This window comes from Corynebacterium xerosis NBRC 16721 = ATCC 373 (genome assembly GCF_001552415.1).
Lineage (GTDB): Bacteria > Actinomycetota > Actinomycetes > Mycobacteriales > Mycobacteriaceae > Corynebacterium > Corynebacterium xerosis.
This window is the reverse complement of sequence record NZ_BCRD01000005.1, coordinates 127,933-143,463: the sequence shown is the minus strand read 5'-3', so window position 1 is coordinate 143,463 and position 15,531 is coordinate 127,933. Positions and strand designations below refer to the sequence as shown.

Here is a 15,531-nt window from a genome sequence, read left to right as displayed (position 1 = left end):
GTGATGGTGGCGGTGGCGGCGGCGGTGGCGGCGGAAGCAATGGCGGTGGAGGCAAGGGCAGGGGCGGGGCGGTTGGGGCGTCGTGAAGCGCCGACGGAGAAGGGAACCTGGCGTTCTCCGAGGGCGTACCCGAATCGGGCGGGCCGGGCGGCCGACACGGGGGTGGAACGGCTATCCTGGGTGGCCGTAGATCGGGTGCGATCGCGCAGGGAACCTGCGCCCGCCCCGACGAATCGTCCCCGACCAGAGGAGTAGATCGAGATGGCCGATCCCGCACGCGCCGCCCGCATGGCCAAGCGAATCCAGGAGGTCGTCGCCGCAGCGATCGAACGCGAGGTCAAGGACCGCCGACTCGAGCTGGTCACCATCACCGACTGCCGCGTGACCGGAGACCTTCACGACGCGACGGTGTTCTACACCACCCGCGGCCGCACCATCGACGAGGACCCCGACTGGGAGGCCGCCGCCGAGGCCCTGCACCGCGCCCGCGGCCAGCTGCGCTCGTTGGTCGGCCGCTCGCTCGGCGTCCGCTACACGCCGACGCTGTCGTTCGAGGTCGACACCGTCCCCGAGGCCAGTGCCCACATGGAGGAGCTGCTGGCCAAGACCCGCGCCCGCGACGCTGAACTGGCCAAGCTGCGCGAGGGCGCGGCCCCGGCCGGCGACACCGACCCGTACCGCCGCGACGACGAGCCGGAGTCCTGACGTGGGGCCGGCGGAGCAGGCGGCGCACCAGCTGTCGCAGTCGATCAGCAGGCGGATGTCGGGCCCGATCCAGGACTCGATGGACATGCTCGCCGACGCCGAGTTCGTCGCCGTGGTCTGCCACATCCACCCCGACGCCGACGCCATCGGCGCGGCGTCCGCGATGGTCATGGCGCTTCGCCAGCGGGGCATCCGCGCCCTGGCGGCGTACGGCAACGACGAGCTGCCGGCCAAGTCGCTGCTGACCATCCCCGGCTGGGAATACTTCGTGTCGCCGGACGACATCCCGGAGACCGTGGACACGTGGGTGTCCGTCGACTGCGCCAGTCCCGAGCGGCTGGGCAGCCTCCGTGAGCGGATGCTGGGGTCGCGGCGGCTGATCGTCGTCGACCACCACGACTCGAACACCCGCTACGGCACGGTGAACATGGTCGACGAGCTCTCCGAGTCGTCGACGATGGTGCTGCTCGACTTCTTCGAGGTGTGGGGCATCAAGCTGACCCGGGAGATGGCGCATGCGCTGTACGCGGGCCTGCTCACCGACACCGTGTCCTTCCAGTTCGGCCGCTCGCGCATGCACACCGCGGCGGCGCGGCTGCTGAACCAGGGCCTGGACCCGCGCACCATCGGCGCGCAGCTGCTGGAGGGCCACCCCTTCGAGTACCTGCCGTTCCTGGGGCGCGTCATGGCCACCGCCGGCCGCGAGCCCGGTTGGGGCGGCGGCGCGGGCCTGGTGCACGTGACCGTTTCCCACGAGGACATGGCGGACGTGGGCCACGACGAGGTCGAGGCGGTCGTCGACGTCGTGCGCACCACCAGCGGCGGCGACGTCGCGGCGGTGTTCAAGGAGTACCACCCCGGGTACTGGACGGTGTCGCTGCGCTCCACCGAGCTTGTCGACGCCTCCGCGGTCGCCGGGTTCATGGGCGGCGGAGGGCACCTGCGCGCCGCCGGCTACAGCGTCAACGGCGACCGCGATGCGGCGCTGGGCGCGCTGATCGGGGCCTCCGAGATGGCCGCGGCCACCATCGAGACTCCGGCCGACGCCGATTCGGACGGCACCGCCGCCGACGACGGCATCTGACGTGACCACCGAAGTGGACCGGCCCATCACCGCGGGCCGGATCCTCGGCCTTGCGCTGCCCGCCCTCGGCGTGCTGGCGGCGCCGCCGTTGTATCTGCTGCTGGACACGGCCGTCATCGGCCGCCTCGGCGCGGTGGAACTTGCGGCGCTGGCCGCCGGGGCGACGGTGTTCTCCATGCTCACCGCGCAGCTGACGTTCCTCGCCTACGGCACCACCGCCCGGGCCTCCCGCGCATTCGGCCGCGGCGACGTCCGTGGCGCGGTGTCCGAAGGCGTGCAGGCCACGTGGGTGGCGGTGTTCGTCGGCATGCTGTTGTTCGCCATCGTGGAGATCTTCGCGGGCGCCATCACCCGGTTGCTCGCCCCCGACCCGGTCGTGGCCGGCGCCGCGGCGGGGTGGCTGCGCATCGCCGCCGCGGGCATTCCGCTGACCCTCGTCGCACAGGCCGGCAACGGCTGGATGCGCGGGATCCAGGACACTCGCCGCCCGTTCCTCTACGTGGTGGGCGGCCTGGGGCCGGCGGCGCTGATGATCGTGCCGCTGGTCGGTTGGCTGGGGCTCGACGGTTCGGCATGGGCGATGATCGCCGGCGAGACGATCACCGCTTCGCTGTTCATCCGGAAGCTCGTCGCATCGGCGTCCGAGCAGGCCGTCGAAAAGCGGCCCCGATGGTCCCTGATCAAGCGGCAGCTGGTGCTGGGCCGCGACCTCATCCTGCGGTCGCTGGCGTTCCAGGTCGCGTTCCTGTCGGCGGCGGGTGTCGCCGGCCGGTTGGGCGCGTTCTCGCTGGGCGGGCACCAGATTCTGCTGCAGCTGTGGAATTTGCTGTCGCTGGTGCTCGATTCGCTGGCCATCGCCGCGCAGACCCTCGTCGGCGCCGCGCTGGGCGTGGGGTCGGTGTCGGCGGCGCGGTTCACGGCCAGGCGCGTCATCGCGTGGTCGACGGTTTTCGCCGGCGTGCTGGCCGCTGCGTTCGCCGTGCTCAACGGGGTGCTGCCGCGCCTGTTCACCGACGCTGGCGGCGTGCTCGCAGCCATCGCCGCCGGGCCGTGGTGGATTCTCGTGGCCATGATCCCCGTCGGCGGCGTCGTCTTCGCCATCGATGGCGTGCTGCTCGGCGCCGGCGACGCCGCCTTCCTGCGCAACGCCACCATCACCGCCGTGGTGCTCGGCTTCCTGCCGCCGGTGTGGCTGACGCTGTCGATGGACTGGGGCCTGACCGGCGTGTGGTGGGGCCTGCTCACCTTCATGGTGCTGCGGCTGGTTTTCGTCGCCGTGCGCTACCGCGGGCCCAAGTGGACGGTGGCCGCGGGGGAGTAGGGGCGGGGTGCGGGCGTTGCTTTGCGACGTCTTCGAGCGGCCCGCAGAAGATTCGGCGGATGCCCGACGGATGGTTCATGCCCCCAAAGCTGTTGACCGTGGGGTGCCTGTGACTAAAGTGGCCTACGAGTCTGTGCCGGATGAGTTTTCGCCGCGAATCGTCCCGGATCCGTTACGATTCCGTGATTGTCGGCGATATACCGGCCAGACCCGTTCACGGATCGGAGATCACCGCGCGGCACCCGCCGCGCGGACATCGACTGCAGGGAGGCGCCCATGGCGGACGACGAACACTCGTCGACCACCCTGTGGGCGATTTCGGACCTGCACGTGGCCGTCAAGGCGAACAAGGCCGTCGTCGAGAGCCTGCGACCGCGCAATCCTGCGGACTGGCTCATAGTCGCCGGCGACGTCGCCGAACGGCCCGAACTGGTGCTCAAAACGCTGGGCGAGCTGTCCCGGCGCTGGGCGCAGGTGATCTGGGTCCCTGGCAACCACGAATTGTTCTGCCGCGGCGCCGACGCCCACGTGGGCGAGGACCGTTACGCGCAGCTCGTCGACGGTTGCCGCAGGCTCGGCGTGCTCACGCCGGAGGATCCGTTCCCGGTGTTGGGCGGCGTGACCATCTGCCCGCTGTTCACCCTGTACGACTATTCGTGGCGCCCGGCGGGCACGACCGTCGCCGAGGCGCTGGAAATGGCGAACCGCAGTCAGGTCGTGATGACCGACGAGTTCGCCATCCGCCCCTTCGTCGACCCGGTGCTGTGGTGCCGGCGCCGCCTGGCGTACACGGTGCGCCGGCTGGCCCGCGTCGAAGGGCCGACGATCCTGGTCAACCACTGGCCGCTCGCCCGGGAACCGCTCGCGGCGGTGTATTACCCGGAATTGTCCATGTGGGCCGGCACACGGCACACGCAGGACTGGGGCACGCGGTACCAGGCTCGCCACGTCATTTACGGGCATCTGCACATCCCCGGCACGACCGTCGTCGACGGCGTGCCGCACACGGAGGTCTCGCTGGGCTACCCCAGGGAATGGCAGCCGCGGGAAGGCGACCGGACGTGGCCCTACCCTGTTATGGAGGTTCGATGACGGTGCTCACCAAGGCCATGCTCCCGGCTCACGCCTCGTTCCATCAGATGTGGACGAACGGCGACAGCCTGGATCACTACCACGCGCTCGACCCGGCGGAACGCAATCTCGTCGCCGGCGCAGTGGACGCGCGCAAGGCGGAGTTCGGCGACGCCCGGTGGTGCGCCCACCGGGCCATCGAGGAGCTCACCGGCCGCCCGTCGGCCCGCCCGATCCTGCGCGGGGAGCGCGGCATGCCGCTGTGGCCCAACCAGATCACCGGGTCGATGACGCACACCCGCGGTTTCCGCGCCGCCGTCGTCGCCCCGCGCCTGCTGGTGCGGTCCATCGGCGTCGACGCCGAGGTCGCCGAACCGCTGCCGGAGGGCGTGCTGGAGTCGATCGCCAGCCCCCGCGAGCTGGCCACGCTCGGTTCCGCGGGACTGGCCTGCGCCGACCGGCTGCTGTTCTGCGCCAAGGAAGCCACGTACAAGGCGTGGTACCCGCTGACCGGCCGGTGGCTGGGCTTCGAGGACGCCGACATCGATCTGCGCCCCGACGGCACCTTCGTGTCCTACATCCTGGTGCGCCCGACGCCCGTGCACTTCATCGAGGGCCACTGGACCGTGGAAAACGGCTACGTCATCGCCACCGCCGTCGTGCGGTAGATTCCGCCCGCCCGTGTCCGCGAACGGCGGCCACATCGTCGACGGTCACATGGTCGACGGCCGCGCGACGAACACCGTCTTCGCCCGCTTGCCGGATTCCGTGATCAGCGCGACCACGCGACCATCCGGGGTCCGCGCGGCCTGCACCCCGTCCATGCCGATCGGCTCGAGCCACTTGCCCTGCGACAGGGCCACGCCCTCGTCCTCCGTCACGTCGCGGACGGGGAAGCACGCCAGGCACGCGTCGTCGAGGCTCATCGTCGGCGCCGGATCCGCCTCCAGCTCCGCCAGCGTCTTAGCCCCCTCGATGCGGAACGGCCCGGCCGCCGTGCGCCGCAGCGCCGTGACGTGGCCGCCCACGTCCAGTCCCGCTCCCAGGTCCCGGGCCAACGACCTGATGAAGGTGCCGGCCGAGCAATCCACGCTCACGTCGACATCGATGAATTCCGCTTCACGACGGATCGCGTGGACGTCGAAAAGCGAAACGGTGACCGGGCGCTCGGGCAGTACGACGTCTTCACCGCGGCGCATGCGCTCGTGGGCGCGGACGCCGTCGATCTTCACCGCCGACACCGACGCGGGGCGCTGCATGATGTCGCCGGTCAGCGCCGCGACGCCGGACATGATCGCCTCGTCGGTGACCGCCCCGATCTGTTCGGGATCGGCGGTGGACAGGACCTCGCCCTCCGCGTCGTCGGTGAGCGTCGCGGAGCCCAGGCGGATCGTCGCGTCATACGACTTGGCGTCGGCGTGCACGTGCGGCAGAAAACGCGTGCCGCGGTTGACGCCCAGCACCAGCACACCGGTGGCCATCGGGTCCAGCGTCCCCGAGTGCCCCACGCGGCGGGTGCCGAAAATGCGCCTGAGCTTGCCGACGACGTCGTGGCTGGTCATTCCGGCGGGCTTGTCCACCACCACGAGCCCCGAATCCGCCAGCGGGTCGACCTTCTCCGGAGATGCGTTCATGTGGGGCATCCTATTCGGCGCGGGCGGCCCGGCGTATCGTAGGGTTGGTCCGTGGACATCTGGCACGGGATAGACAAGGTACCCGCCGACCTCGGCGACACCGTCGTGACGATCGGCGTTTTCGACGGCATCCATCTCGGCCATCGGCGGCTGATCGGCCGCGCGGTGGAACGCGCCCGCGAACTGGGCGTGCCGGCGGTGCTGATGACCTTCGACCCGCACCCCATCGCCGTCTTCGCCCCCGATCGGGCCCCGGCGACGCTGGCAACGTGGCCGCGGCGGGCGGAACTGGCCGCCGAGCTCGGCGTCGACGCGATGCTGGTGCTGCGCTTCGACCGTGAGCTGGCGGCCGTGGAGTCCGAGGACTTCGTGCGCACGATCCTCGCCGACAAGCTCCACGCCCGCGCCGTGCTGGTCGGCGAGAACTTCACCTACGGCCACAAGGCCGCCGGCACCACCGAAACGCTGCCGGTGCAGGCCGCGGCCCACGGCATCGACGTGGAGATCGTCGAACTGCTCGCCGAGGGCGGCGACCGCGTGTCGTCGACGCGCGTGCGCGGCTACCTCGCCGACGGCGACGTCGCCGCGGCCGCCGAATGCCTCGGCCGGCCGCACCGCGTCACCGGAGAGGTCATCCACGGCCAGGGCAGGGGAGGGGCCCAGCTCGGCTTCCCGACGGCCAACATCGACGTCGCCCCCGGCCTGGCCGTGCCCTCCGACGGCGTCTACGCCGCCTGGTTCACCGCCGACGAGGGGCCGGAGCGCACCGGCGTCGACCCGGACGGTGACGTCGAACTCGGCGTCGCCTATCCCGCGGCGGTGTCCGTGGGCACGAACGTCACCTTCTGCGACACCGCCCGCACCGTCGAGGCGTTCATCCTCGACCGTTCGGCCGACCTGTACGGGCTGACCGGGTCCATCGATTTCGTGGGGCGCATCCGGGGCATGGAGAAGTTCGACGGGATCGACCCGCTGATCGAGCGGATGAACCTCGACGTCGCCGAGACCCGGCGGATCCTCGGCGTCGAGTAGCCGGGCGGGGACCCGGGCGGAGTGGCGGGGCGGCGGGCGGATTAGGTTCCGTGCGTGCGCTGCTGGTACTCTCGCCCGTTGGCCGTGACTGTGGTCCACGAACAGTCGCCATGCCGCCGGTCGTACCGGGGCCGCATCAAGTGGACTGAAACAACCAACGAGACGAAGGAGACGCCCCATGGCGCTTTCGACCCAGGAAAAGTCCGAGGTCCTCAAGGAATTCGGCCTGCACGAGACCGACACCGGTTCGCCGGAGGCCCAGGTCGCGCTGCTGACCACCCGCATCCGCCAGCTGACGGAGCACCTGAAGTTCCACAAGCACGACCACCACTCGCGCCGCGGCCTGCTGCTGCTCGTCGGTCGCCGCAAGGGTCTGCTGAAGTACCTGGCCGACAACGACGTCCAGCGTTACCGTAACCTCATCGAGCGCCTCGGCCTGCGCCGCTAAGAACTTTCGGGCCCTCTCAGAAGGCCCCGTCAAGCCCGCCCCGACCAGGGACACCCTGGTTGCGGCGGGCTTTCTCGCGTTTACCGTGGTAGAGTCTTCGCGATGCCCCGAGATGAACTGATAGGGCGGCACCGACGATCGCCCTGGGGGCACACCAAACGAAAGACGTGGTTTTTCCCCGCATGACCGATACCCAGTACGACTACGACGACAACGGCTACGACGACATCGTGGAGGCCGTCGCTGTCATCGACAACGGTGACTTCGGCACCCGCGAGATCCGGTTCGAGACCGGCCAGCTGGCCCGACAGGCCGACGGTGCCGTCACCGCGTACCTCGACGACGAGACGATGATGCTCGCCACGACGTGCGCGTCGAACAACCCCCGCGAGGGCTTCGACTTCTTCCCGCTGACGGTGGACGTCGAGGAGCGCATGTACGCCGCGGGCCGCATCCCCGGCTCGTTCTTCCGCCGCGAGGGCCGCCCGGGCCAGGACGCCATCCTGGCCTGCCGCCTGATCGACCGCCCGCTGCGCCCGACCTTCGTGAAGGGCCTGCGCAACGAGGTGCAGATCATCATCACCATCATGTCCCTCGACCCGAAGGACATGTACGACGTGGTGGCCATCAACGCCGCCTCCGCCGCCACCCAGCTGTCCGGTCTGCCTGTGTCCGGCCCGGTCGGTGCGGTGCGCATGGCGCTCATCGCCGATGACGCCCACCCGAAGGGCCAGTGGGTCGCGTTCCCGACCGTCGAGCAGCACGAGCAGGCGCTGTTCGAGATCGTCGTCGCCGGCCGCCTGGCCGACGACAACGCCGCCAAGGGCCGCGGCAAGTCCCGCAAGGCCAAGGCCGACGCCGACAACGTGGCCATCATGATGGTCGAGGCCGGCGCCACCGAGCACGTGGCCGACCTGGTCGCCCAGGGCCGCCCGGCGCCGACGGAGTCCGTCGTCGCGGAGGGCCTCGAGGCCGCCAAGCCGTTCATCGCCGACCTGTGCGCCGCGCAGCAGTCCCTGGCCGCCGAGGCCGCCCAGGACGTGCGCGAGTTCCCGCTGTTCCCGGCCTACAACGACGACGTTTACGCCGCCGTGGAGTCCGAGGCCGCGGCCAAGCTGCCGAAGCTGCTGAAGACCCCGTCGAAGCAGGACCGCGACGACGCCACCAACGCCCTGATGGCCGAGGTCGTCGAGGCGCTGGAGCCGCAGTTCCCGGAGCGCGGCAAGGAGATCGCCGCCGCGTACAACGGGCTGATGAAGTCCATCGTCCGCGACATGATCCTGACCGACGGCTTCCGCATCGACGGCCGAGCCGTCGACGCGATCCGCGACCTGGGCGTCGAGATCGAGCTGATCCCGCGTGCCCATGGCTCGGCGCTGTTCGAGCGCGGCGAGACCCAGATCCTGGGCGTCACCACGCTGGACATGCTCAAGATGGAGCAGCAGATCGATTCGCTCGGCCCGGTGGACTCGAAGCGCTACTTCCACCACTACAACTTCCCGCCGTACTCCACCGGCGAGACCGGCCGCGTCGGTTCGCCGAAGCGCCGGGAGATCGGCCACGGCGCGCTCGCCGAGCGCGCCATCGTGCCGGTGCTGCCGTCGCGCGAGAAGTTCCCCTACGCCATCCGCCAGGTCTCCGAGGCGCTGGGTTCCAACGGCTCGACGTCCATGGGTTCCGTGTGCGCGTCGACGCTGGCGCTGTACAACGCCGGCGTGCCGCTGCGCGCCCCGGTCGCGGGCATTGCGATGGGCCTGGTCTCCGGCGAGGTCGACGGCAAGACCGAGTACGTCGCGCTGACCGACATCCTCGGCGCCGAGGACGCCTTCGGCGACATGGACTTCAAGGTCGCCGGCACGTCCGAGTTCATCACCGCGCTGCAGCTGGACACCAAGCTCGACGGCATCCCGTCGAAGGTGCTCGCCGACGCGCTGGAGCAGGCCCGCGACGCGCGCCTGACCATCCTGGAGGTCATGGCCGAGGCCATCGACGGCCCGGACGAGATGAGCCCGTTCGCCCCGAAGATCACCACGATCTCCGTGCCGGTGTCGAAGATCGGCGAGGTCATCGGCCCCAAGGGCAAGATCATCAACGGCATCACCGAGGAGACCGGCGCCAACATTTCCATCGAGGACGACGGCACGATCTTCGTGTCCGCCACCACCGGTGAGGCCGCCGACGCCGCGATCGAGAAGATCAACGCCATCGCCAACCCGCAGCTGCCGAAGGTCGGTGAGCGCTACCTGGGCACCGTGGTCAAGACCACCGCCTTCGGCGCGTTCGTGTCCCTGGTGCCGGGCCGCGACGGCCTGGTCCACATCTCGAAGCTCGGCGACGGCAAGCGCATCGACAAGGTCGAGGACGTGGTCAACGTCGGCGACAAGATCCAGGTCGAGATCGCGGACATCGACAACCGCGGCAAGATCTCGCTGGTGCCGGTTCAGGAGTAATCCGGCAACGGGTGGTCGGGTACCACCCGCCAATACCAGGGGACGGGCCCCGGATCGTGGAAACACGGTCCGGGGCCCGTTTCTTCGTTCATGCCCAGGTCAGCGGTTTTCCGGGGTCAGAAGGCGGGTGGCCATAACGTCTGAACCGAATCAGTGGCCCCAGGTGTGTCCGAAAAGACAGACCTGTCATGACCAGTTGTGACCTAATGGTGTTATGCTTCGTGTCAATGGGGTCACACCCGAAGCCTTCGTCGTAGGAGCGTCACGATGGTCACGACCGGAGTGGGAGAGGCGCTGGAGCGCCCCGGCCACGATCACCCGTTCATCGAGATTTCGGCCGGCGGATACCGCGCCGACATTTCCGCTTTCGGCGGGGGCCCGCGTTCCCTCGAACATGACGGCCGCCCGCTGTTGGTCGACTACCCGCGCGGAGAGTTTCCGCCGCTGAGCGCCGCCACCCTGCTGGCGCCGTGGCCGAACCGCGTCACCGACGGGGTGTTCATCCACGACGGCGTCGTCCACCGCATGCAGATCACCGAGCCCGGCCGCTCCAACGCCATCCACGGATTCGTGGGCAATCGCGACTGGGGCTTCGTGGAGGCGGGGGAGGACCACGTGACGCTGTCCATCGAGCCGGGCCCGCAGCCCGGCTGGAACTGGCCGATGCGGTTCACCGTCCGCTGGAGCGTCGACGAGGACGCCGGCTTGAGGGCCGATGTGACCGCCGAAAACTTGGGCGCCTCCGAGTGCCCCTTCGGGTTCGGGTTCCACCCGTATCTCAGCGCCGCCGGCGCGGATCTGGACGATTGCGTCCTGTCCGTGGCGGTCGAGCGCAACCTGCCGTTGGAACCGGTGCGCAACCTGCCGGCCGGCCCCGACATCCCCGCCGACGCAGTGGTCCCGGGACTGTCCGACGGGGTGTCGACCTCGGGGCTCTGGCTCGACCACTGCTTCACCTCGCCCGCACCGAGCAAGGACGCCGCCGATCCGGTGGCCCGAGCCCGGCTCACGGGCCCGGATGGCACGGGGGTCGAGTTGTGGGCCGACGACCACTTCGGCTGGTTCCAGATCTTCACCGCTGACCCCGCTCGCCGCGAGGGTTTCCCCCACGTCGGTCGCGCGCTCGCGGTGGAACCCATGACTTGCCCGCCGGACGCGTTGCGTTCGGGACGCGATCTGATCCGGATCCCGCCGTCGGGCCGCATCGAATTGTCCTTGGGCATTCGCGCGGCGACCCCGCCGTCGTCGTAAAGCGAAAACCCACATGAACTTCACCACCGAAAGAACAAGGAGAATGCCGTGATTTTGGCCGAGGCCGCACTCCGGCTGGACGCGAGCTGGGTGGATTACTCGCTCGTCGCCCTCTACTTCGTATTCGTTCTGGGCATCGGTTGGGCCGCCCGGTCCAAGGTGTCCAGCTCCATCGACTTCTTCCTCTCCGGCCGTTCGCTGCCGGCGTGGGTGACGGGACTGGCGTTCATCTCCGCCAACCTGGGCGCCGTCGAAATCGTCGGCCACTCCGCCAACGGCGTGCAGTACGGCTTCCAGACGATGCACTACTTCTGGATCGGCGCCATCCCGGCGATGGTCTTCCTCGGCATCGTGATGATGCCCTTCTACTACGGCTCCAAGGTCCGCTCCGTGCCGGAGTTCATGCTCCGGCGCTTCGGTCCCGGCGCGCACCTGGTCAATGCGATCTCCTTCGCCGTGGCCCAGCTGCTCATCGCCGGCGTCAACCTGCTGCTGCTGGCCAAGGTGGTCAACTCGCTGCTCGGCTGGCCGCTGTGGGTGACCCTGCTCGTCGCCGCGGTCATCGTACTGTCCTACATCACCCTCGGCGGCCTGTCGGCCGCGATCTACAACGAGGTGCTGCAGTTCTTCGTCATCATCGCCGCGCTGCTGCCGCTGACCCTCATCGGCCTGCACAACGTCGGCGGCTGGGCCGGGCTGAAGGCCTCCGTCGCCGCCGAGTCGCACTTCCACACCTGGCCGGGCACCGAGATCTCGGGCTTCGACAACCCGATCGTCTCCGCCATCGGCCTGGTCTTCGGCCTCGGCTTCGTGCTGTCCTTCGGTTACTGGACCACCAACTTCGTCGAGGTCCAGCGCTCCATGGCCGCCGATTCGCTGTCCGCGGCCCGCAAGACCCCGATCATCGGCGCGTTCCCGAAGATGTTCATCCCGTTCATCGTGGTCATCCCCGGCATGGTCGCCGGCGCCACGGTCACCCCGATCATGGACGGCAATGCCGAACCCAATGACGCGATCCTGTACCTGATGCGCGACCTGCTGCCCAACGGCCTGCTCGGCGTCGCCATCGCGGGCCTGCTCGCCGCGTTCATGGCCGGCATGGCCGCGAACATTTCCGCGTTCAACACCGTGATCAGCTACGACATCGTCGAGACCTACGTCATCAAGAACAAGGACGACAAGTTCTACCTGTCCTTCGGTCGCTGGGCCACCGTCGCCGCCGCCGTCATCGCCGTTTTCACCGCGCTGATCGCGAACCAGTTCGGCAACGTCATGGACTACCTGCAGACGCTGTTCGGCTTCTTCAACGCCCCGCTGTTCGCCACCTTCATCCTGGGCATGTTCTGGAAGCGCATGACCCCGACCGCCGGTTGGGTCGGCCTGGTGCTGGGCACCGTGGCCGCGATGATCTACTGGGGCATCGCCACGTTCTCGGGCGTCGAGGCCGGATTCTTCAACCTGCCGGGCCAGGGCACCGCGTTCGTCGCCGCGTCCATCGCCTTCGTGGTCGACATCGTCTTCTCCATCCTCGTCTCCCTGGTCACCAGGCCGAAGCCCGACCATGAACTCGTCGGCTTCGTCAAGTCCGTGACCCCGAAGGAGAACCTCACGGACGCCAACGAAGCGGCGCTCCCGTGGTACCAGCGCACCGTGCCGCTGGGCATCCTGTGCCTGGTCATGGTCCTTGCTCTCAACATCGTGTTCGCCTAGGAGTGACTGACATGAGCAACGTAACCTCGAACAAGAAGGCCGCAGGCGCCTTCGACATCCGCAACATCATCGGCCTGCTGCTCGGCATCTACGGCGTCGTCCTGCTGATCTCGGCGTTCCTGCTGGACCCGGGCATGAATCCGGACACTGGCCTGCCGAAGGACGCGTCCTACAACACCTGGACCGGGCTCGCGCTGGTCATCGTGGCCGCCGTGTTCTTCGCGTGGGCGAAGATCCGCCCCATTGTGGTACCCGTCGAGGTCGACGACCAGGCCGAGACCTCCCCGAAGGAGGCGTAGGCAGCAATGACCGCCCATCCCTTTTCCACCACGCGGATGACCCTGGCAGACGGCCGCGAGCTCATCTACTTCGATGACGAGCCCGATTTCGTCGAGGGCCGCCGCACCCGCAAGACCGTCGATGATCGCCGGCTGCCTGAGGCGGTGACGGAGTCCGAGTTGCGCCGGGATCCCCTCACCGGGGAATGGAACGTCTATGCGGCGCACCGCATGAACCGCACGTTCATGCCGCCGGCCAACGAAAACCCGCTGGCCCCGACCAAGCCGGGGGAGTTGCCCACGGAGATCCCGGCCGACGACTACGACGTCGTGGTCTTCGAGAACCGCTTCCCGTCGTTGTCCATGCACATGGAGGTGCCGGAGGATTTCGCCGCCGCCGTCGACGGCGAGGAGCTGTTCCCGCGCCGCCCGGCGCTGGCCCGGTGCGAGGTCGTCTGCTTCACCCCGGACGTGACCTCGAACTTCCGTGACCTGCCCTATTCCCGGGCGCGCACGGTCGTGGAGGCGTGGGCGCACCGCACGCGCGAGCTGTCGGAGATCGACGGAGTGCGCCTGGTGTTCCCGTTCGAGAACCGCGGCAAGGAAATCGGCGTCACGCTGCAGCATCCGCACGGGCAGATCTACTCGTACCCGTACCTGCCGTCGCGGGCGGCGTCGATCGTCGCGGCGAGCAAGGCACATGAAGCGGAGACGCGACGTTCGCTTTTCGACGACGTCCTGTCCGCCGAAAAGCGTTCGGGCCGCCGGATCATCGCCGAAGGCGAGCACTTCACCGCCTTCGTGCCGGCGGCGGCGAAGTGGCCGGTCGAGGTCATGCTGATGGCCAATCGGGCGGTGCCGGATTTCGCGGCGCTGACCGATGACGAGAAGGACGAGCTCACCCGCATGTACCTCGATCTGCTGGGCCGGATGGACCGGTTCTTCGAGGGCGTGGAGCGCACCCCGTACATCGCGGCTTGGAATCAGGCGCCGGTGGGCGAGGATCGCGTGCACGGCAGGTTGCATCTGCAGCTGTACTCGATGATGCGCTCGCCCGGGCGGATGAAATTCCTGGCCGGTTCCGAGTCGGGGCAGGGCGCCTGGATCTCGGATACGACGCCGGAGCGCATCGCCGACCGGTTCCGCGAGATCGGCGGGGCGAAGTGGTCGCCCACCCGTGACGACGCCACCGGCGCCGCCGCTGCGACCGCGCTGTTCAAGACCGCCTTCGATGCGGCGCCCGCCGGGGTGTGGGCGGCGCCCGGGCGCGTGAACCTCATCGGCGAGCACGTCGACTACGCCGGCGGCATCTGCCTGCCCTTCGCGCTGTCGCAGCGCACGTGGGTCGCCGTGTCGCCGCGCGAGGACGGTCTGTACCGGCTGGTGTCCGACATGGGCGGCGGCGAGCCGCAGGTGGTGGAGATCGGCGTCGACGAGGTAGGGCCGGGCAGTCCCTCCGACTGGACCGGGTACGTCGTCGGCGCCATCTGGGCGCAGCAGGAGGCTGGACTGCTGCCGGAGCAGCTGGGCGGATTCGACATCGCCGTGACCTCCGACGTTCCGATCGGCGGTGGTTTGTCCAGCTCCGCGGCCCTGGAATGCTCGGCCGCGTTGGCCGCATACGAGCTCACCGTCGGCCCCATCGGCGGACCCGCCGATGAAGCTGGCTCCGACGTCCGCGCCGGCCTGGTCGCCGCGTGCATCCGCGCGGAGAACGAGGTCGTGGGCGCGTCGACCGGCGGCCTGGACCAGCGGATTTCGCTGTTCGGCCAGGCCGGCAACGCTCTGGCCATCGACTACGCGGACGATTCCGCGGTACAGGTACCCTGCGATCTTCCCTCGCATGATCTGGCCATCCTGGTCATCGACACGAAGGCGCCGCACTTCCTCGCCGACGGCCAGTACGCCTCGCGGCGCGGCGTCATCGATGCGGTCACCGAGGGGCTCGGCGTGGGTTCCTTGCGAGAATGCGACGATGCGCTCGGCGCGGCCGCCGAATGGGCCGCGGCCAACGTTCCCGATGGGACGGACGCCGGGGAGTGGGAGCGGACCGTCGTCAAGCGCGTGCGCCACGTCGTGTCCGAGATCGAGCGCACCGCCAAGGCGATCGGCCAGCTCAAGGCCGGGGACATGGCCGGCTTCGGCGAGTCGATGTGCGCCAGCCACGCGTCCCTGCGCGACGACTACGAGGTCACGTGCCTCGAGCTGGATCTGGCAGTGGACACCGCCATGGCCCATGGCGCGGTCGGTGCCCGGATGACCGGCGGCGGTTTCGGTGGCAGCGCCATCGCGTTGGTCGACGCCGCGCAGGTCGAACCCATCGCGGACGCCATCGCCGAAGCGTACGCGGAAGCGGGATTCCGGCCGCCGGAGTTCCTCGCCGCAGTGCCGTCCGACGGCGCCGAGAAGATCGGATAATCGGTTCCCCCGCACTACGCGGAGCCGAAAATGGGTCCGGCCATCTCGATTCGAGGTGGCCGGGCCTTTCGGCATGCGAAGGGGTGTTCGGTCGCGTAACATCGCGGGGGAATCGAAAACGAGTGCGAT

General features: G+C 69.2%; 13 protein-coding genes. 12 read left to right on the top strand and 1 reads right to left on the bottom strand.

Annotated elements, in window-relative coordinates; all coding sequences use genetic code 11:
- Positions 1-261 precede the first annotated feature (261 nt).
- The 5 genes from rbfA (at position 262) to CX1_RS09385 (ending at position 4,849) form a co-directional block, all read left to right on the top strand.
- Entirely contained in the window at positions 262-705 is a 444-nt protein-coding gene (gene rbfA / locus CX1_RS09405; protein WP_046650462.1) for a 30S ribosome-binding factor RbfA, read from the top strand.
- 1 nt (position 706) lies between these two features.
- Positions 707-1,789, top strand: a complete 1,083-nt coding sequence (locus CX1_RS09400; RefSeq protein ID WP_244465473.1) for a DHH family phosphoesterase — start codon at positions 707-709, stop codon at positions 1,787-1,789.
- Position 1,790: 1 nt separating this feature from the next.
- Positions 1,791-3,110 carry an MATE family efflux transporter gene (locus tag CX1_RS09395; protein ID WP_240452604.1) on the top strand — a complete coding sequence of 440 codons (1,320 nt, stop codon included), beginning with the start codon at positions 1,791-1,793 and terminating at the stop codon, positions 3,108-3,110.
- A 276-nt stretch (positions 3,111-3,386) separates the two neighbouring features.
- Positions 3,387-4,202 (top strand): metallophosphoesterase family protein, encoded by an 816-nt coding sequence (locus CX1_RS09390; protein WP_060925569.1) that lies wholly within the window; start codon positions 3,387-3,389, stop codon positions 4,200-4,202.
- 2 nt (positions 4,203-4,204) lie between these two features.
- Positions 4,205-4,849 (top strand): 4'-phosphopantetheinyl transferase family protein, encoded by a 645-nt coding sequence (locus tag CX1_RS09385; RefSeq protein ID WP_046650465.1) that lies wholly within the window; start codon positions 4,205-4,207, stop codon positions 4,847-4,849.
- A 45-nt stretch (positions 4,850-4,894) separates the two neighbouring features.
- Here the strand turns inward: CX1_RS09385 and truB are convergent, their stop codons facing one another.
- A complete protein-coding gene (gene truB, locus CX1_RS09380; RefSeq protein ID WP_046650461.1) occupies positions 4,895-5,815 on the bottom strand; it encodes a tRNA pseudouridine(55) synthase TruB in 921 nt (306 codons plus the stop codon).
- 51 nt (positions 5,816-5,866) lie between these two features.
- On the opposite strand from truB, the gene CX1_RS09375 reads away from it, so the two are divergent.
- The 7 genes from CX1_RS09375 (at position 5,867) to galK (ending at position 15,402) form a co-directional block, all read left to right on the top strand.
- Positions 5,867-6,847, top strand: a complete 981-nt coding sequence (locus tag CX1_RS09375; protein WP_046650460.1) for a bifunctional riboflavin kinase/FAD synthetase — start codon at positions 5,867-5,869, stop codon at positions 6,845-6,847.
- Positions 6,848-7,025: 178 nt separating this feature from the next.
- The gene (rpsO, locus tag CX1_RS09370) at positions 7,026-7,295 is read left to right on the top strand and encodes a 30S ribosomal protein S15 (RefSeq protein WP_046650459.1); all 270 of its coding nucleotides are present in this window, start codon (positions 7,026-7,028) and stop codon (positions 7,293-7,295) included.
- Positions 7,296-7,477: 182 nt separating this feature from the next.
- A complete protein-coding gene (locus CX1_RS09365) occupies positions 7,478-9,745 on the top strand; it encodes a polyribonucleotide nucleotidyltransferase (RefSeq protein ID WP_060925568.1) in 2,268 nt (755 codons plus the stop codon).
- A 267-nt stretch (positions 9,746-10,012) separates the two neighbouring features.
- Positions 10,013-10,996 (top strand): aldose 1-epimerase family protein, encoded by a 984-nt coding sequence (locus tag CX1_RS09360; RefSeq protein WP_046650458.1) that lies wholly within the window; start codon positions 10,013-10,015, stop codon positions 10,994-10,996.
- A 48-nt stretch (positions 10,997-11,044) separates the two neighbouring features.
- Positions 11,045-12,706 (top strand): sodium:solute symporter family protein, encoded by a 1,662-nt coding sequence (locus tag CX1_RS09355; RefSeq protein ID WP_082719269.1) that lies wholly within the window; start codon positions 11,045-11,047, stop codon positions 12,704-12,706.
- 11 nt (positions 12,707-12,717) lie between these two features.
- Complete coding sequence (locus tag CX1_RS09350) at positions 12,718-13,005, top strand: hypothetical protein (protein WP_046650457.1); 288 nt, start codon at positions 12,718-12,720, stop codon at positions 13,003-13,005.
- A gap of 6 nt (positions 13,006-13,011) precedes the next feature.
- Complete coding sequence (galK, locus tag CX1_RS12935) at positions 13,012-15,402, top strand: galactokinase (protein WP_082719268.1); 2,391 nt, start codon at positions 13,012-13,014, stop codon at positions 15,400-15,402.
- Positions 15,403-15,531: the final 129 nt, after the last annotated feature.